Source organism: Flavobacterium bizetiae, from assembly GCF_024271895.1.
Taxonomy (GTDB): Bacteria; Bacteroidota; Bacteroidia; order Flavobacteriales; family Flavobacteriaceae; genus Flavobacterium; species Flavobacterium bizetiae.
Genome location: NZ_CP091861.1, coordinates 1,901,256 through 1,921,403, shown reverse-complemented (window position 1 = coordinate 1,921,403; position 20,148 = coordinate 1,901,256). Strand labels below are relative to the sequence as shown.

Annotated in this window: 13 protein-coding genes and 2 tRNA genes; 5 read left to right on the top strand and 10 right to left on the bottom strand. The window is 35.0% G+C overall.

The genetic code is table 11. The features are described 5' to 3' along the window. Position 1: 1 nt before the first annotated feature. From L0669_RS08495 to L0669_RS08480, 4 genes are read right to left on the bottom strand one after another with little or no spacing between them, the layout of a single operon-like run. A complete protein-coding gene (locus tag L0669_RS08495) occupies positions 2–526 on the bottom strand; it encodes a DUF3341 domain-containing protein (protein ID WP_127337706.1) in 525 nt (174 codons plus the stop codon). Continuing rightward, a complete protein-coding gene (nrfD, locus tag L0669_RS08490) occupies positions 519–1,919 on the bottom strand; it encodes an NrfD/PsrC family molybdoenzyme membrane anchor subunit (RefSeq protein ID WP_089048078.1) in 1,401 nt (466 codons plus the stop codon). Before nrfD ends, L0669_RS08495 begins: the two co-directional genes overlap by 8 nt. A 34-nt stretch (positions 1,920–1,953) precedes the next feature. Next, entirely contained in the window at positions 1,954–5,019 is a 3,066-nt protein-coding gene (locus L0669_RS08485; RefSeq protein ID WP_263762753.1) for a TAT-variant-translocated molybdopterin oxidoreductase, read from the bottom strand. Between the two features lie 32 nt (positions 5,020–5,051). Continuing rightward, positions 5,052–6,383: a c-type cytochrome gene (locus L0669_RS08480; protein ID WP_263762751.1), complete on the bottom strand. Its 1,332-nt coding sequence runs from the start codon at positions 6,381–6,383 to the stop codon at positions 5,052–5,054. 219 nt (positions 6,384–6,602) lie between these two features. Here L0669_RS08480 and L0669_RS08475 point away from each other — a divergent pair, with 219 nt between their 5' ends. After that, positions 6,603–6,992 (top strand): SPOR domain-containing protein, encoded by a 390-nt coding sequence (locus tag L0669_RS08475; protein ID WP_173969179.1) that lies wholly within the window; start codon positions 6,603–6,605, stop codon positions 6,990–6,992. A gap of 362 nt (positions 6,993–7,354) precedes the next feature. Here L0669_RS08475 and L0669_RS08470 read toward each other — a convergent pair whose 3' ends face one another. The 4 genes from L0669_RS08470 to rimP all read right to left on the bottom strand — a co-directional run bounded on the left by L0669_RS08470 (position 7,355) and on the right by rimP (position 12,668). Further along, complete coding sequence (locus L0669_RS08470; protein WP_263762749.1) at positions 7,355–7,864, bottom strand: DUF4920 domain-containing protein; 510 nt, start codon at positions 7,862–7,864, stop codon at positions 7,355–7,357. A gap of 153 nt (positions 7,865–8,017) precedes the next feature. After that, on the bottom strand, positions 8,018–10,894 hold the full coding sequence (infB, locus tag L0669_RS08465; RefSeq protein WP_263762747.1) for a translation initiation factor IF-2: 2,877 nt from the start codon (positions 10,892–10,894) through the stop codon (positions 8,018–8,020). Between the two features lie 48 nt (positions 10,895–10,942). Then, complete coding sequence (nusA, locus tag L0669_RS08460; protein WP_041516381.1) at positions 10,943–12,190, bottom strand: transcription termination factor NusA; 1,248 nt, start codon at positions 12,188–12,190, stop codon at positions 10,943–10,945. Between the two features lie 13 nt (positions 12,191–12,203). Then, the gene (gene rimP / locus L0669_RS08455) at positions 12,204–12,668 is read right to left on the bottom strand and encodes a ribosome assembly cofactor RimP (RefSeq protein WP_173969182.1); all 465 of its coding nucleotides are present in this window, start codon (positions 12,666–12,668) and stop codon (positions 12,204–12,206) included. A gap of 174 nt (positions 12,669–12,842) precedes the next feature. Here rimP and L0669_RS08450 point away from each other — a divergent pair, with 174 nt between their 5' ends. The 3 genes from L0669_RS08450 (at position 12,843) to L0669_RS08440 (ending at position 16,141) form a co-directional block, all read left to right on the top strand. Then, positions 12,843–13,667, top strand: coding sequence for a universal stress protein (locus L0669_RS08450; protein ID WP_263762746.1), 825 nt, complete (start codon positions 12,843–12,845; stop codon positions 13,665–13,667). 188 nt (positions 13,668–13,855) lie between these two features. After that, complete coding sequence (locus L0669_RS08445; RefSeq protein ID WP_263762744.1) at positions 13,856–15,271, top strand: aldehyde dehydrogenase family protein; 1,416 nt, start codon at positions 13,856–13,858, stop codon at positions 15,269–15,271. A gap of 63 nt (positions 15,272–15,334) precedes the next feature. Continuing rightward, a complete protein-coding gene (locus L0669_RS08440) occupies positions 15,335–16,141 on the top strand; it encodes a helix-turn-helix domain-containing protein (protein ID WP_263762742.1) in 807 nt (268 codons plus the stop codon). Positions 16,142–16,377: 236 nt separating this feature from the next. On the opposite strand, the gene L0669_RS08435 is transcribed toward L0669_RS08440, so the two are convergent. Then, positions 16,378–16,448, bottom strand: a tRNA-Gln gene (locus tag L0669_RS08435). Positions 16,449–16,545: 97 nt separating this feature from the next. Further along, positions 16,546–16,616 (bottom strand) — tRNA-Gln (locus L0669_RS08430). Between the two features lie 245 nt (positions 16,617–16,861). Here L0669_RS08430 and L0669_RS08425 point away from each other — a divergent pair. Continuing rightward, on the top strand, positions 16,862–20,140 hold the full coding sequence (locus L0669_RS08425) for a glycosyltransferase family 117 protein (RefSeq protein ID WP_263762740.1): 3,279 nt from the start codon (positions 16,862–16,864) through the stop codon (positions 20,138–20,140). The last annotated feature ends 8 nt before the right edge of the window (positions 20,141–20,148 follow it).

The following is a 20,148-nucleotide window of genomic DNA, read 5'->3' as shown; positions in this document are numbered from 1 at the left end:
ATTAATTCTTTTCAATTACTTTAACTTCAACAGCACCTGTACCTTCAAAGAAAGAAACTAGTTCTGCTTCGTTATCATTTACGGCAACTTCCATTAAAAAATGGTCATCTGTTGTTCTTACATCAGGATTTTCAGCTTCTTTGAATGGCCATAATCTACTTCTCATATAAAAAGTAATAACCATTAAGTGGGCAGCAAAAAATACTGTCATCTCAAACATAATTGGCACAAATGATGGCATATTCTGAATGAAACTAAAACTTGGTTTTCCACCAATATCTTGTGGCCAATCATGAATCATGATATAACTCATCATGGTTGTAGCAACAGAAATACCAACACATCCATATAAAAATGCACAAATTGCTAATCTTGTTGGTGCTAAACCCATAGCTTTATCCAATCCGTGAACTGGGAATGGAGTAAAAACCTCTTCAATATGATGATGAGCAGCTCTGGTTTTCTTTACTGCATCCATCAAAATATCATCGTCATTATAAATGGCGTATATTACTTTATTACTCATGATGTGAATCTTTATTTGCTCTTTCTCTAATGTAATTATCTCCTGTTCCTTTCAAAATTGTTTTTACCTCTGCCTGAGCAATTACAGGGAATGTTCTAGAGTATAATAAAAACAATACGAAGAAGAAACCTATCGTTCCGATGAAAATTCCAATATCAACAAATGTTGGTGAAAACATTGTCCAAGAAGATGGAAGGTAATCTCTATGTAAAGAAGTAACAATAATTACGAATCTTTCAAACCACATTCCGATGTTTACAACGATCGAAATAATAAATGAAAACATGATACTTGTTCTTAATTTCTTGAACCACATAAATTGTGGAGAGAAAACGTTACAAGTCATCATCGACCAATATGCCCACCAGTAAGGTCCGGTAGCTCTGTTCAAGAACGCATATTGCTCATATTCTACACCTGAATACCAAGCTACGAATAACTCAGTGATATACGCTACCCCTACGATAGAACCTGTAATCATGATTACAATGTTCATTAACTCGATATGTTGTAATGTAATATACGCTTCAAGGTTAGAAACTTTTCTCATAACGATCAACAAGGTGTTTACCATTGCAAATCCTGAGAATACCGCTCCGGCAACGAAGTACGGAGGGAAGATTGTTGTATGCCATCCTGGAATTACAGAAGTAGCAAAGTCCATAGATACAATCGTGTGTACAGAAAGTACAAGAGGAGTAGCTAAACCAGCTAATACTAAAGATACTTCTTCAAAACGTTGCCAGTCTTTTGCTCTACCACTCCATCCAAAACTTAGGATAGAATATACTCTTTTATTAAAAGGTGTTATTGCTCTATCACGTAGCATTGCAAAGTCAGGTAATAAACCAGTCCACCAGAAAACTAATGATACTGAAAGATACGTAGAAATTGCGAATACGTCCCAAAGTAGCGGTGAGTTAAAGTTTACCCATAATGATCCAAATTGATTTGGAATAGGTAAAACCCAGTATGCTAACCATGGACGACCCATGTGAATAATTGGGAATAAACCTGCCTGAACTACCGAGAAGATAGTCATAGCTTCTGCAGAACGGTTAATCGCCATTCTCCAACGTTGACGGAAAAGTAATAATACCGCAGAAATTAATGTTCCGGCGTGACCAATACCAACCCACCAAACGAAGTTCGTGATATCCCAGGCCCAACCAACTGTTTTATTTAATCCCCATGTTCCAATACCGGTAGATACGGTGTAAATAATACAACCTAACCCCCAAAGGAAGGCTATTAATGCGATTGAAAATACAATCCACCAATGTTTGTTTGCTGGCCCTTCAACAGGGGCAGCTACATCTACAGTTACATCGTGATAAGATTTATCACCTATAACTAAAGGTTTTCTAATGGGTGCTTCGTAGTGAGACGACATAATCCTTTATATGTTTCTTAATTAATAATTTATTCTAAGTATTTCTAACTTTAACATGGTAAACCACGTTAGGTTTTGTTCCAACATGCTCTAATAAGTGGTATGATCTATCATCAGCCGCTAATTTAGCAACTTTACTTTCAGCATCATTAACATCACCAAATATCATTGCTCCAGAAGAACAAGCATTTGAACAAGCTGTTTGGAATTCTCCATCAGCAACCGGACGACCTTCATTTTTTGCTTTCAATTTAGTCGCCTGTGTCATTTGAATACACATAGAACATTTTTCCATAACTCCACGAGAACGAACGTTTACGTCTGGGTTTAATACCATACGACCTAAATCATCATTCATGTGGTAATCGAATTCACTGTTTTTGTTGTACAAGAACCAGTTAAAACGACGTACTTTATACGGACAGTTGTTTGCACAATAACGAGTACCAACACATCTGTTGTATGCCATGTGGTTTTGACCTTCACGACCGTGAGATGTAGCAGCAACAGGACAAACTGTCTCACATGGTGCGTGATTACAGTGTTGACACATTACTGGTTGGAAAGAAACTTGTGGATTATCTCCAGGTTTTTCCATTTCGTTAAATGTAGACAATGAACTAGATAAACCAGCTATATTATCTTTTCTTTCGTTATCTCCTTCAAAAGTACTTTCAGAAGAGTAGTATCTGTCAATACGCAACCAGTGCATATCACGACTTCTTCTTACCTCTGCTTTACCTACAACAGGAACGTTGTTTTCAGCGTGACAAGCAATAACACATGCCCCACAACCTGTACAAGCGTTTAAGTCAATAGAAAGGTTAAAGTGATGTCCCGTAGTACGATCAAATGATTCCCATAAATCGACAGTTGTAGCTTTTACTTCTTCGTGATCTAAAGATACCATTGGTTGTTCGTTCCAATGTTCAGCATCTTCAGTATTAAAAATTTTAAGAGTAGTTTCTTTAATGATATCTCCTCTACCCATTAATGTTTTCTGTCCCTGAACACAAGCAAACTCGTGAACACCATTTGCTTTCGCAATAGTAACAGATTGAACACTATTGAAGTTTTTATATAATGAGTAAGCGTTTAAACCTACTACCATTTCTTCTTTTAAAGCAGCCTTACGACCGTAACCTAATGCTAAACCAACTGTACCAACAGCTTGTCCTGGCTGAACAATTACTGGCACGTTTTCTAATTTTAAACCATCAGCAGTAGTAATTGTAGCATAACTTCCGTTTAAACCTCCGTTTGCAACAATTTCATTTGATAAGTTATATTTTTTAGCATCAGCATTCGAAACTGTAACATAGTTATCCCAAGAAACTCTTGTGATTGGATCAGGAAACTCTTGCAACCAAGGATTGTTTGCTTGTTGACCGTCACCCATACCTGTTTTAGTATATAATACTAATTCAAACTCTCCACTAGATTTAGATTTAGCAACAGCATTTGCAGCAGCACTATAATCAACAGATCCTGCAGATAACGCAGATGAACCAATAACAAAAACACCATCATGTAAAACTTTGTTCCAAGAAGAACCTGCGATAATTGAAGCTGAATTAGCTTTAATATAATCATAGAAGTTTCCAGGAGTTCCGTTTAATGACAATAAAACGTCTTGAAATTGTTTTGTATTAAAGATAGGACGAATAGTTGGCTGAGTCAGACTATAAGTTCCTTTTGTAATTACAACATCTCCCCAAGCCTCTAAATAATGAGGAGCCGGAGCAGCAATTGTAGTTATCGATGCAGTTTCATCTTCTTTTAAAGAAAACGCAACTGACGTTTTTACTTTTTTCAATCCAGATACAAAAGAATCTGAATCAGCTAAAGTATAAACCGGATTAATTCCGCTCATGATTAAAGTATGAACACTTCCAGCATTCATATCTTTTACCAATTGAGACACAACCGCATTAGATCCTTTTCTAATTTGTCTTGTACCTGCAGTATTAAAAGCTTCACTCGCCAATACCTGATTGATCGCTAAAACTAATAATTGAGCATTTTTATCTTCAAGACCTGAAACTAATACTCCTTTAGCACCAGCAAGTTTTAACTGTTGAGCAGCTTTAACTACTTCTGGTTTAAACTTAGCATCTAAAGAATTAGCTACAGAAGATCCTGTAATTATATTATAAATTTGAACTAAAGCTTGTTTTTGATCAGCACTACTCATAGGAATACGCTTATCAGCAGCAGCTCCAGACAATGTCATGTTTGATTCTAACTGAAAGTGACGAGACATTTTCTTAGATCCGGTAGGCCCGGAAGGAATTCTACCCTGAGCATATCCTGAATCATATCCACCACCTTGCCAGTCTCCTAAGAAATCAGCACCAACAGAAACAATTAAAGAAGCTTTTGAAAAATCATAATCAACAAGCGCTCTTTCTCCGTAAACTGTTTCGAATGCATCTAATGCTTCTGATGAAGAAACTGCATCATAAACAACATGTTTTGCATTAGGATTTTTAGCAATGAATTCAGCTATTAATTTTTCAGTAGATGGACTCGCCAAAGTATTTGTCAACAATACCACTTGTCCGCCTTTTGCTTTTGCTTCAGCAAGACTTGATTTTATTCTCAAATCAACAGCAGACCAGCTACCATTTTTTCCGTCCAGCTTAGGCTCTTTCAAACGCATGCTATCATATAATGATAAGATAGATGCATGAATTCTAGCATTAGCTGAAAACTTAGATCCAGAAATAGTATTGTTATCAATTTTAATTGGACGACCCTCACGAGTTTTTACTAATAAGTTAGCAAAATCAAAACCATCAAAAACAGTAGTTGCATAATAATCTGCAACACCAGGAATGATTTGTTCTGGTTGTAAAACATATGGTATAGACTTGTGAACAGGACCTTCGCAGGCAGCAAGCGTAACCGCTGCAGTACTAAATCCTACGTACTTTAAAAAGTCACGACGTGAAGTTCCAGATGAAGCTAAAGCATCTGCATTTCCTAAGAATTCTTCAGTAGGAATTTCTTCAACAAATTCGTTATTTCTAAGCGCCTCAACAATAGAACTATTCTCTAGTTCTTCAACACTTTTCCAGTATTTTTTGTTTGATGACATTGTATATAAATATTAAAATCTTAATAATTCGATTAATAGTGGCATTTACCGCATTCTAAACCTCCCATTTGCGCTGCAGTCAATTTTTCTACACCGTATTTTTTAGAAAGTTCAGCATGAATTTTATCATAGTAAGCATTACCTTCCATCTTAACATCAGTTTTTCTATGGCAATCAATACACCATCCCATTGTTAATTTAGAATATTGCTTCATGATCTCAAATTCCTGCACTGGACCGTGACAAGTTTGACATTCAACTCCTGCAACATTAACGTGTTGAGAGTGGTTGAAGTAAACAAAATCAGGAAGATTATGAATACGAACCCATTTTACAGGCTGCGTTTTTCCAGTATACTCCTGTTTAGCTTTATCCCAGCCAACAGCATCGTATAATTTTTGGATTTGAGCATCGTAAAATGCTTTGCTGTACTCAGGAGTAGCAGTAGTTTCAGCAACTTCAGAAATATTTTTATGACAGTTCATACAAACATTCAAAGATGGAATACCAGCTGTTTTACTCACACGAGCAGCAGAGTGACAATATTTACAATTGATTTCGTTATCACCAGCGTGAATTTTATGAGAATAGTGAATTGGCTGAATTGGCTCATAATTTTGATCAACACCTACCTGCATTAAGTATGCATACACAAAATAACCACTTGCCAAAAGCAAGAATATAGAAGTAACTAAAACCAGGAATTGGTTTTTAGCAAAAGCTTTCCAGATTGGAGTTCTAGCTTCTTTAGGAGCAACTTCAATACCATTATTACTTGCTACTTTCGTTAATACTTTGTTCACCATGAACAACATAACTACCAAGATAGCCATTACAAGAGCAAGAGCTCCTAAAATAATGTTATTTGAAATTCCCCCACCTTCAACGTTAGTTCCAGGAGGAGTAGCTGCGCCAGGAGCACCGGCAGCAGGCTCAGCTTTTACTTCAGAAGTATAAGCAATAATGTTATCAATATCACCTGTTGATAATTGAGGAAAAGAAGTCATTACTGACTTGTTGTGCTCTTCAAATAATTTAACTGCAACAGGATCTCCTGATTTAATCATTTCGGAGCTGTTATGCACCCACTTGTAAATCCATGCCATCTCATGTTTGGCAGCAACCCCTCTTAGGGCCGGACCTGTTGACTTAGCATCTAATTTGTGACATGCAGCGCAATTTGCATTAAAAAGTTCTTTCCCTTTTACTGGATCACCACCTGCAGCAGCAGCCGGAGCAGCAGCTTCAGGCGCCGCCGGAGCAGCAGCTTCTTGAGCAAATGAAGTTAGGGAGAAAATTAACGTTAGCGATAAGCTAAGTAGTAATTTTCTTGAGATCGAATTATGGTTACCCACCTTTTTCATATAGTATAATAATTATCTACTAATTTTTGGTATGATTTTTTCTGTAATAAATCAACGAAAAACTAATACCTTCTTTTAAAACTTGCACAAAAATACGACTTATGAACTATTCTCAAAACCTTAAAATACTCTTAAATATCAATTTATATCAATTCTAAATAATATTAAAATTTTATATACAAACTTTAAATAGTAATTTCGCGTAAAAACCATCACATTATGAGAATTTTAACCCCTTCAAAAAGAGTTTTCTTAACACTAACAATGTTCACATTAGCATATAATATTAATGCTCAAGACCAAAATTTAATAGTAAATCAAGATCCCAAATTTGACCAATTATTGAGTGAAAAACGAAAAATTAACACGTCAATAAATACAAACGATACTTACAAAATTCAAATATTTAGCGGCAAAAGCGAAGAAGCAAAGAAAACGTTATCGGATTTTAAAAGAGAATTTAACACCATAGACGGAACAATAATTTTCAATACACCAAACTACAAGGTCATGGTAGGTAATTTTAAAACCCGAATAGAAGCCGAACGCAATCTTGCCGAGATAAAAAAGAGATACAAAAGCGTCTTTTTAATAAAGCCAAGCAAATAAAAACATCCATTAAACACACAAAAGCGAGATTATATCTCGCTTTTTTTATGGACAAAATCTAAAACATATAAAAAACCCTCGTTTTAACAGAGACAAACAACCCACCTATTCGATAATAACCCGATTTTCAAACAAGGCGCATACATCTTTATTTACTTCAACAAACACTCGCCTTATACCAAAACCCTAACAATAACATTAAATTAAATCATATTACTTTATGTAATTGCCAAGCCAATTCACTAACAGCAAAAGGAATTCATTATACACTTAAAACAAAACCTTACAAACAAAAAAAAGCTCCAATTGAACATTGAAGCTTTACAATACAATTATAAAATTGCTATACTAACCTAAAAAAGCTAGTTTACTACCTTTATACCTTTCGCCAGAAACCTTATTTCTTCTTTTGGCAAAGTAATAGCATCAATCTCTGATTGTGGTTTTTTAGCATCTTTAGCATAATGTTTAAGCTCCTCTACAGATGTTATTTCTTTTTCGGCAACACCTTCTAAAACAACATTTTTTCCCTTTAGTGCAGTAGGCACAAAAAATCCGTAATCTTTCATTTTTACAAAAAATGAAGAACCATCATCTGTTTTAAGAGTTACCCAGCATCCTTTTTTAGGACACACATCCGTTACCTCTCCTTTTACAATAACATTCTCCGCTTTTTTGTTCTGTTTTAGCTTCCCTTCTAATGCTTCAACCGAAATTGCTTTAGCTTCAGATGTTTTAGACACATCAGCTCCATAATAATCACCAACGGCAGCATTACCTGCCGGCGGACCTTTTTTTGCTACAGTTTCCTGAGAAAAAGACGAAGCAGAAAAACTTATAAAAATAACAACAGCGTATAATAATCGTTTCATATCAAATAATTTTTATCAAAAATAACATTAAAATTAAAACTATTTATATTCTTATTTAATTATAAAATCAATCTTAAAAATCCCTTTCATCAAAAATTAACCACAAAAAAAGTCCCAATTTTCATTGGGACTTTAAAATATAATTATTGAATATTATTTCAATTTCTTTTTAATTGCAACTTCATGGTATGCTTCAATAACATCTCTTTCTTCGATGTCGTTGTAACCTTTAATTTGAATACCACAATCATAACCTTTAGAAACTTCTTTAACATCATCTTTGAAACGTTTCAATGCAACAAGTTCCCCTGTATGCACTACTACTCCTTCTCTGATAACTCTAATTTTAGAAGATCTCATGATTTTACCATCCATCACCATACAACCTGCAATCGAACCAACTTTAGAAATTTTGAAGATCTCACGGATTTCAGCAGTTCCCAAAACTTCTTCTTTCATCTCAGGAGCTAACATTCCTTCCATCGCATCTTTCAAGTCATCGATAGCAGCGTAGATAATAGAGTAATAACGGATATCGATTTCTTCTTTATCAGCCAACTGTCTTGCATTTCCAGCAGGACGAACATTAAATCCGATAATGATTGCATCAGAAGCAGAAGCCAACATAACGTCAGTTTCAGTAATTGCTCCAACACCTTTATGTATGATATTAATCTGAACTTCTTCAGTAGAAAGTTTAGAGAACGAATCTGATAATGCTTCAACAGATCCATCCACGTCTCCTTTAAGGATCACGTTCAATTCTTTAAACTGACCAAGCGCAATACGACGACCAATTTCATCAAGTGTAATATGACGTTGTGTACGTACAGATTGCTCACGCATTAATTGAGAACGTTTAGAGGCAATTTGTTTTGCTTCTTTTTCATCTTCAAATACATTGAATTTATCACCTGCAGTTGCAGCACCATCTAAACCTAATACAGATACCGGAGTTGACGGCCCTGCTTCAAGAACAGTATGCCCTCTTTCATCATGCATAGCTTTAATCTTACCATGATGTTTACCCGCTAACATATAATCTCCAATTTTCAATGTTCCTTGTTGAACTAAAATTGTAGAAACATATCCTTTTCCTTTATCTAAGAAAGCCTCAACTACAGTTCCCTGAGCCGCTTTATTTGGATTAGCTTTTAAGTCTAAGATTTCAGCTTCTAATAAAACTTTTTCTAATAACTCTTTTACTCCTGTTCCAACTTTTGCAGAAATATCATGTGACTGAATTTTTCCACCCCAATCTTCAACAAGTAAATTCATACTAGCCAAACGCTCTTTAATTTTTTCAACATTAGCATTTGGTTTATCAATTTTATTGATTGCAAATATAATTGGTACCCCCGCAGCTTGTGCGTGAGAAATTGCTTCTTTTGTTTGTGGCATGATGTCATCATCCGCCGCAACAACGATAATAGCGATATCGGTAACCTGAGCTCCACGTGCACGCATCGCGGTAAACGCCTCGTGACCTGGTGTATCTAAGAATGCAATTTTCTGACCATTATCTAAAGTTACTCCGTAAGCTCCAATGTGTTGCGTAATACCTCCAGACTCACCAGCGATAACATTTTCTTTACGGATATAATCCAGTAAAGATGTTTTACCGTGATCGACGTGACCCATTACAGTAACAATCGGTGCTCTAACTACTAAATCTTCTTCTTTATCTTCGACTACTTCAATAGCATCTTCGATATCAACTGTGATAAACTCAACTTCGTAACCAAACTCGTCAGCTACAATAGTTAATGTTTCAGCATCTAAACGTTGGTTCATGGTTACCATGATACCAAGAGACATACAAGTTCCAATTACTTTAGTAATCGGCACATCCATCATGATTGCAATTTCACCTACAGTAACAAACTCAGTAACTTTAATAGTTTTACTTCCTTCGTCAAGTGCTCTTTGCTCTTCATCAGATTTCTGACGGTGCGTATCTCTTTTATCTCTTCTGTATTTAGCAGCTTTTGATTTTCCACCTTTACCCTGAAGTTTTTCAAGAGTCTCTCTAATTTGGTTTTTTACTTCCTCTTCAGTAGGCTCAACTTTAGCAACAATTGCAGGACGGTTTCCTTTTACGAAACCTGGCCTAGCGCTTCTGTTAGCATTAAAACCTCCACCACCAGTATTTGGTGTAATTTTATTAGGGTTTGGAGTTCCCGGTGCATTACCTGTAGCAGGTTTTGGCGCACCCGGAGTTCCCGGTTTAGGAGCAATTCTTTTACGCTTATTTTTATTCGCGTTATTTCCGGCTCCCGGAGCTCCTGGTTTATTAGGAGTTATCTTTGGATCTTCTTTCTTTTTCTTAGGCTTATTAAATTGAGACAAGTCAATTGTTTGCCCTGTAAGAGTAGTTCCAGATAATTTTTGATATTGTGTAGTAATCGTTTCTTCTGCAGTTGTAGGATCAGTTGAAATAACCGGTTCCTGAGCAACTTTTGGAGTTTCTACTTTAACTTCTTTTTTCTCTGTAATAATAGGTTTTTCTACCTTTTTCTCTTCAGAAACTACAGGAGCCACTGGCTCAGGCTGTACAACTTCTTTTTGAACAGGTTTTTCTGGTTGAGCTGGAGCAACAACAACTTTTGGTTCTTCTACCTTAGCTGGTTCTTCAGCCGGAGGAGAAACAACAGTAGGTTTCTTTGGATTTAAATCAATTTTACCAACTTGAACAGGTCCGGTTACAACAGCTCTCGCTTTTATAATCTCTTGTTGCTTTTGGCGCTCTTCGTCTTGTCTGCGTTTGTCTTCAATTTCTTTTTCACGTTCTACACGCAAAGCTTCTTTTTCTTTTCTTTTCTCTTCACCAACTTCTTTAGAAGCTTCTTTGTTCCCCTTATCGCCCGCAAATTGGCTTTGTAGGATATTAAATTCGCTATCAGAAATTTTCGCATTTGGATTTGCATCAATAGCAATTCCCTTATCTTTTAGATAATCAACAGCTCTTTCTAACGAAATATTTAATTCCCTTAAAACCTTGTTTATTCTTATTACTCTCTCTTCAGACATATAACCTTTTTATTATTACCTTTTTCGTTGTGTTGTTAGAGCAGATAACTAGCTATCAAACTCTTCTTTTAGTATTTTCATAACATCAAGAATTGTTTCCTCTTCTAAATCTGTTCTTCTTACTAAATCTTCTACTTCTTGCTTCAAGATACTTCTAGCTGTATCCAAACCAATTTTTGCAAATTCTTCGATAACCCAGCCTTCAATTTCATCTGAAAACTCAGTTAATTCAACGTCATCATCTTCGCCACTAGCAACATCACCTTCTCTGATAACATCTAGCTCGTAGCCTGTTAGCTGACCCGCTAATTTTATATTATGACCACCTCTACCAATTGCCTTAGAAACTTCTTCTAATTTCAAGAAAACTTCAGCTCTTTTATTTTCTTCATCAATTTTGATTGAAGAAACTTTTGCAGGGCTTAATGCTCTTGTAATAAACAATTGAATATTACTTGTATAGTTGATTACGTCGATATTTTCGTTTCCTAACTCACGAACAATTCCGTGAATACGAGATCCTTTCATACCCACACAAGCTCCAACAGGATCAATTCTATCATCATAAGAATCTACCGCTACTTTTGCTTTTTCTCCTGGAATACGCACTACATTTTTAACAGTAATCAAACCGTCGAATACTTCAGGGATTTCTTGTTCAAACAATTTCTCTAAAAACTTCTCAGAAGTTCTAGACATAATAATTTGAGGTTTATTTCCTTTCAATTCAACGCTTTCAATGATTCCACGAACGTTATCTCCTTTACGGAAAAAGTCAGACGGAATTTGTTTTTCTTTTGGAAGCACAATTTCATTTCCTTCATCATCGACCAAAATTACAACTCTTGGGCGAACATGGTGCACTTCTGCAGTATAAATATCACCAATAATATCTTTAAATTGTTTATAAAGATTTGTATTATCGTGTTCGTGAATTTTAGATATAAGATTTTGGCGTAAAGCTAAAATAGCTCTTCTTCCTAAATCGATCAATTTAACTTCTTCAGAAACTTCTTCACCAATTTCAAAATCCGCTTCGATCATTCTTGCTTCAGTCAAGGTAATTTCTTCGTTCTCAAAATCAAGATCTTCGTCAGCAACAATTACTCTTCTTCTCCATATCTCCATATCTCCTTTATCAGGATTTATGATAATATCGAAGTTATCATCAGAACCGTATTTTTTCTTTAATGCATTTCTAAACACGTCCTCTAAAATTGCCATAAGCGTTACACGATCAATAAGTTTATTATCTTTAAACTCTGAGAATGAATCGATTAATGCTAAATTTTCCATGCGAATTCTTTAATTAAAATGTTACTGTAACAATTGCCTCTTTAATTTCTGTATAAGGTATTTGTTGCTCTTTTTGAACTGTTTCTTTTCCTTTTCCTACTTTTTTCGGTTCTCTTGCCTTCCAAGACAAAATTATAAAAACATCGTTAGCTTCTACTAATTCTGCTTCAATTTTTTCATTATTTGTAGTAACAATCAATGTTCTACCAATATTTTTCTTGTATTGCCTTGTCATTTTCAATGGTGATCCTACTCCAACCGATGCTACTTCAAGCGAAAAATCCTGCTCTTCACGATCCAGATTATTCTCGATTGCACGACTTATGTCAATACAATCCTGCAACGCCACTCCATTATCCCCGTCTAAACCTACACTAATCTTGAAAGAGTCTGAGATAGCCAGATCAATCAAAAAGATTGAGGGCTTTTCTAAAAGAGCCTCTGCTATTAATCCGTTTACTTTTTCTTTAAATGTCATAATTTTATAAAAAGAGGGGACACTTAGTCCCCTCATTATTTAGATTTTAATAAATAACGGTGCAAATATAGTGTTTTTTTTATAAATCAAAATAAATAGATTGCTCTAAAAATATTTCTTATCTTTATAATAGCATTAAAACAATAGAATTTCACATTATTTAACCCAAAAACTATGAAACGAATTCTAGTACCTACCGACTTTTCTGAACATGCCGAAAACGCCTTAAAAGTTGCTGCACAAATTGCCAAAAAAAACAATTCTGAGATTATCATCTTACACATGCTTGAATTACCAAGCCAAATGAACGATGCTGTTTTAGGAGGAGCAAGCATTCCTGAAACGATGCTTTTTATGAAAAAAGCAAATGAAATGCTTGACGAAGTCTCATCAAGACCGTATCTGGACGGAATTTCGATAACCGAAATTGTAAAGATGGACAAGCCTATTCATGGCATCACACAAGTTAGCAAAGATTATGAAGTAGATTTGATTGTAATGGGATCTCATGGCTCATCAGGAATCGAAGAATTACTAATTGGTTCTAACACTGAAAAAGTAGTTCGCAACTCAGAAATCCCGGTTTTAGTCATCAAAAAAGGCATTACAAATTTCAATGCCTCAAATATTGTTTTTGCTTCGGATTTTTCTGACGAAACGAAAAAACCGTTTGAAAAATTTGTAAACCTGAGCAAACTTTTTGAAGCAAAAATACACCTTGTTACAATTTGCACTCCTAACAGTTTTAAACCAACTCATGTAGCAGAAAAAGCCATGAATGATTTTATAACTGAATTTAACCTTAGCAATTATCAAACACATATTTACAACGATACCAATATAGAAAAAGGAATTATCAACTTTTCTAACAGTATAAATGCAGATATTATAGGAATGTGCACACACGGAAGAACCGGATTCGCCCACTTCTTTAACGGAAGCATCAGCGAAGGATTAGTAAATCATGCCGTAAAACCAGTTATAACATTTAAAATTTAAAGTTTTAGTATAATATATCCTAAAGCCTCTCAATCGAGAGGCTTTTTCTTTATAATCATCACCAACTTACCTGTAAAGAAAAATATTTTTTCATGAGCTTTTTAACAAAGTTACTTTGAGCTTTCCAACAAAGTCAACAGCGTAGTTAATCAAGATCTTTGTCAAATAAAAATCATAAATAATACAACATGAAAACAATAGACAAGATTTACGTTAACGGAGAATTTATCACTCCACAAGGAACAGAATATTTTGATTTAATAAGCCCAACTACAAATGAAAAACTTGGAAAAGTGCTTTTAGGAAATCAAAAAGACACACAAAATGCTATCGCAGCCGCCAAAGCAGCTTTTAAAACTTTTTCTAAAACCACAACAGCCGAAAGAATTCAATATTTAAAAAACATTCAGGCTTCTATCGAAAAAAGAAAAGAAGAATTTATCGATGTAATGATTGAAGAGTACGGAGGAACACGCCAATTTGTAACCATTAGTTACGACTACATGCTAAAAGGTTTTGAGTCTGCAATTAACCTATTAAACACTTACAACTTCACCAAAACAATGGGAGAATCTGAAGTTCAGATGACACCACTTGGCGTTGTTGGGATTATCATTCCATGGAACTCAAGCAATGGTTTTATATGCAGTAAATTATCGACTGCAATTGTAGCAGGATGCACGACCGTAATAAAACCAAGCGAAATGAGCGCACAACAAACACAATTAATCGCAGAATGTCTTCACGAAGCAGGATTACCAAAAGGTGTTTTTAATATCGTAAACGGATTAGGAGAAATAGTTGGAGCTGAAATAAGCCGAAATCCGGATATTGCAAAAATATCTTTTACAGGATCTACGAATGTGGGGAAAATTATTGCAAAAGAAGCGGTTGAAACCATGAAAAGAGTTACTCTTGAACTGGGCGGAAAATCTCCTAACATTATTCTTGACGATGCTAATTTTTCAGAAGCAATTCCGCTCGCCATAATCGCCGCCTATATGAATAGCGGACAGGCCTGCATTGCCGGAACACGATTATTAGTTCCTGAAAACCGACTTGAAGAAGTCAAAGAACTAATCAAAGAAGTTATTTCGAACACTATTGTTGGCGACCCAAAAAACGAAACCACAGCAGTCGGACCTATGGTAAGCGCAAAACAATACGAACGCGTTCAAAGCTATATCCAGACCGGGATTAACGAAGGCGCAGAAATTTTAACTGGAGGATTAGGAAAACCTCAAGGATTAGAAAAAGGAAATTTTGTAAAACCAACTGTTTTTGTCAATGTAAACAATCAAATGCGAATTGCCAGAGAAGAAATTTTCGGACCAGTTTTATCTGTTATAACATACAAAACCGAAGAAGAAGCTGTTGAAATCGCCAACGACACCACCTACGGATTACAAGCTTATGTAAGTTCATCAGATGAAAAAAGAGCTCATAAAATTGCCTCTCAAATAAATGCGGGACGTGTACAGATAAACGGAATAGGACATGATCCGATGGCTCCGTTTGGAGGATTTAAACAATCCGGAATAGGCAGAGAATTTGGAACAATGGGACTTGAAGCTTATCTCGAACCAAAAGCATTAATTCGATAAAAAACAAAGATCCGGAAAATCTTCTTTAACAAAGATTTCCGGATCTTTTAGTAACTTTACACTATGACAGCAAAATCAACAACAAAACCCCAAATACTCTACTCCTGCTACTATTCGCGTAGTCGCGAAGGCGAGAATTTCATACCCGAACATGTATTTAGCTATCAGATTTCAGGAGAAATGATTGCTTCCGACAGCAAGAACACTTATACTTCAAAAGAAGGAGATTTTCGTTTTAGCAGAAGAAATCATTTAGCAAAATTCGTCAAGATTCCGCCCGAAGGAGGTGAATTTAAAACCATATCACTTTTCTTAGATCAGGAAATCCTGCGCGAAATTAGTACCGAATACAACTTTAAAATCAACAAAAGAACAGATTCGGAAGCCATGATTTCATTAGCTCCAAATCCGCTATATAAATCTTTTATGGAATCGCTGATTTCTTATCTCGAAGTAGAACAAGAAAACAACGAAGCTCTTTTTCATTTAAAAATAAAAGAAGCCGTTCACCTTTTGCTTAAAGTAAATCCGGAACTGAAAGATATTTTATTTGATTTTAATGAGCCTGGCAAAATTGACTTAGAAGCATTCATGAATAAAAACTTCCATTTCAATGTACATCTTACCCGTTTTGCTTATCTCACCGGAAGAAGTTTGGCTACTTTTAAAAGAGATTTTCAAAAAGTATTTCGGGAGACACCGGGAAAATGGCTTTTAAATAAAAGATTGCAAGAAGCTTATTACCTAATTAATCAGGGAAGACCACCATCAGAAGTTTATATCGGCGTTGGCTTTGAAGACTTATCTCATTTTTCATTTTCATTTAAAAAGAAATTCGGCATTGTTCCGTCTTCTTTATTTTCGAAATAATAACGGAAAGCAAAAATTCCAATTTTTTAATTCCAAATTCCAAACTGCACAAACTTAGAAGCCGTTATAATTCTAGTTCCCAAGTGTAAAACCACGGAGTATAGACGTAAAATAAATTTCACAAAACCTACCCATTCCCTACCCGTTCCAGAAATTTGGAATTTGGGATTTAAAAATTGAATTTTCTAAAAGAGTTTATTCCATAAAAAAAGCCTCTCGATTGAGAGGCTTTTATGTTGGTCTACAAGGACTCGAACCTTGAAAGACTGCACCAAAAACAGTTGTGTTACCATTACACCATAGACCAATAATAATGCTTACGCGAATGCAAATTTAAAGCTTTTTTTAGTTTGCACAACTTTTTTTTTGAATAAAAAAGCCTCTCGGCAGAGAGGCTTTTTATGTTGGTCTACAAGGACTCGAACCTTGAAAGACTGCACCAAAAACAGTTGTGTTACCATTACACCATAGACCAGCGTTGCTGTTAAGCGAGTGCAAATTTAGAGCTTTTTTTAGTTTGCGCAAACTTTTTCATTAAAAAAAATCATTTTTTTTCATTTTTCTTTCTCTCCAACTCGTAACGATTTCACAAGTATTTCACAAACAATACATTACTTCAAACAAATACTTTTGTAGAATTTTATGTTAATGCTCTTCTCTTTCAACAAAAAAACATTTTCTTTGTAAGATAGAAAATACACATAATTATAACACCTAAATATGGCACAATTCAATTTCAATAAATGGAATACAATTATTGGTTGGTTTGCATTTGCAATCGCTTTAACTACCTATACATTAACTGTTGAACCAACTATGAGCTTCTGGGATTGTGGCGAATATATTGCCACAGCAGCTAAACTAGAAGTTGGTCACCCACCCGGGGCTCCTTTATTCCAGATGATGGGCGCATTTTTTGCCATGTTTGCCATAGATGCCCAACATGTCGCTGTAATGGTAAATATGATGTCTGTTTTCTCAAGTGCCTTTACTATTCTATTTATGTTTTGGTCTTCGTCTATGATTTTGAAAAAGATTATAGAACGTTTTTCAGAAATCAATCAAAACAATTCTATTGTAATATTAGGAAGTTCTTTTGTTGGAGCTCTAGCTTATACTTTCTCTGACAGTTTCTGGTTTAATGCCGTTGAAGCCGAAGTTTACGCCATGGCATCTCTATTGATTGCATTGCTTTTCTGGCTTGGTCTTCGTTGGGAGCAAGACATGGACAAACCTAAAGGAAACAAATGGTTATTAGTAATCTCTTTAGTTGTAGGACTTTCTTTTGGAGTTCACTTTATGGCTTTATTGACCATTCCTTCAATAGGTTTTCTTTACTACTTTAAACATTATGAAAAAGTTACTATCAAAAACTTTCTTATTGCCAATGTTGTAGTAATTGGTATCTTATTATTCATCTTCAAATTGCTTTTACCATTAACTATGGAAGCATTTGCTGATACTGAGGTTTTCATGGTAAACAGCATTGGATTGCCATTTAACTCAGGAACTATATTTGTAGCATTGGTTTTAATTGCTTTCTTTTATTTTGGATTAAAATTCACAAAACAAAAAGGCTTAGTTTTCTATAACACTATAATTCTTTGCATCTTATTTATCTTTATTGGTTTCTCAACCTGGATGATGCTACCGGTTCGTGCGAATGCAAATCCTGTAATTAACGAAAACAAACCATCTGATGCTGCCGAAGTTTTAGCCTACTACAACCGTGAACAATATGGTGTAAATCCTTTATTTTACGGACCTCAGTACACAGAAGTTTTTGCCGGTCTTGATGCAAAAAACCCATACTCAGACAAAAAACCTAACTACGAGAGAGATTATAAAACAGGCAAATATATTATTACCAATAATTATAAAAACGCCAGTCAAAATTCAGACGACAATCAAAAAGCAATTTTGCCAAGAATGTGGAGTACTGAAACAGGACATATTCAAAACTATATCAGTTTTACAAACCCTCCAAAATTCAAAATAAATCCTAACTACGATTACGAACAGGATTTAGGGAAATACGGAATTGACGCAAGCCAATTAACCGAAGAAGAATACAACAAAGCCACAGCACAATTGCGTAATGAGGTTGAAAAAACAATTTCTGAATTCAGAAATGCGTATGCTCAAAAACAAATTGATAACGAAGGTTACGTTAAATTCTTAAAAAGCTATGGCGATTATTTAATTATCGAAAAACCAACTACTGTAGATAATTTCAGTTTCATGTTCGAATACCAATTTGGATACATGTACTGGAGATATTTAATGTGGAATTTCGTTGGACGCCAAAGTGATGTTCAGGGAAAATACGATAATCTTGACGGAAACTGGATCAGCGGAATCAAAGCACTTGATTCTCTACACCTTGGTTCTCAGGACAATTTACCGTCAGACGTTTTAAATAACAAAGGAAGAAACGTTTATTTCTTCTTACCATTTATTTTAGGTCTTATCGGATTAATGTATCACGCCAACAAAGATCTTAAGAGCTTTTATGTACTTCTGGCGTTATTTTTATTTACCGGAATCGCATTAAAAATATACCTGAACGAAAGACCATTCGAGCCTCGAGAAAGAGATTATGCACTTGTAGGATCTTTTTATGTATTTGCGATCTGGATAGGTTTTGGAGTTTATTCGCTCTACGAAACCATTCAAAAATACATTGCTCCTAAAATTGCAGGTCCGGTTGTCATCGCTGTAAGTTTACTGGCAGCTCCTGTTTTAATGGCATCTCAAAACTGGGATGATCACGACAGATCAGGAAAATATACTGCCGTTGCAATGGCAAAAGCATACTTAAATTCTTGCGACAAAAACGCCATTTTGTTTACCATTGGAGACAATGATACGTTCCCGCTATGGTATGCTCAGGAAATTGAAGGCATTAGAACTGATGTGAAAATCGTAAATACAAGTTTATTTATGACAGATTGGTATATCGATCAAATGAAAGCAAAAGCTTACGAGTCTGATCCTTTACCAATATCTTTCACACATGATCAGTATGTAGGGGATAATTTAGATTATGTTGCTCATATTCCTAAAATTGAAACACGTTGGAACATCACTGATTTTATTGATTTTATCAAAAATCCAAAATCGACTGTAGGTTTGCAAAACGGACAAACAATTCATTTTTATCCAACAAATAAAATCAGACTTAACGTTGATAAAGCAACCATTATTAAAAATAAAGTGGTTAATCCAAAATACAATGACTCTATTGTTCCTTATATGGATATTGACATTAAAGGAAGTGCGCTGTACAAAAACCGCTTAATGATGCTGGATATCTTAGCTAACAATAACTGGAAAAGACCAATTTATTTTAGTGGAGGTGCTTTTGACGATGAAGATTATTTATGGCTGAAAGATTATTTACAGCTAGACGGAATGGTTTACAAGTTAGTTCCTATTAGAAACAAGCCTTCTAAAGATGGCGGACCAATGGATATGGGACAAATTGATGCTGATAAAATGTATGATATTGTAATGAAATGGGACTGGGGAAATAGTAATGGTAATATTTATCATGATCCTGAAACCAGAAGAAACAGCATCACATACCGTACAAACTTATCACGTTTAATGAACCAACTTATTGCAGAAGGTAAAATTGATAAAGCCAAAAACATTATCAACTTAGCAATAACAAAAATGCCTTTGGATAAATTTGGATACTACTCTTTAGTAGAACCATTTGCAGGAGGATATTATAAAGTTGGAGAAACTGCCAAAGCACATGATTTACTAAACAAACTTGTGAATAAATACAAAGAGGAGTTAAATTATTATGCGACTTTAACACCTGGCGACCAAAGCGATTTAGCGATTGATATCATTACTGATATTGAGCGTTACAGAAGCTTGCTACAAGTTATGAAAGAAAATAAAGATCTTGCTTTCTACGAAAAACACAAAGTAACATTTAATACTTATGTAAATGTCTTTGAACGTTTTGGAAGAGAAAAAGAATAATAATATAC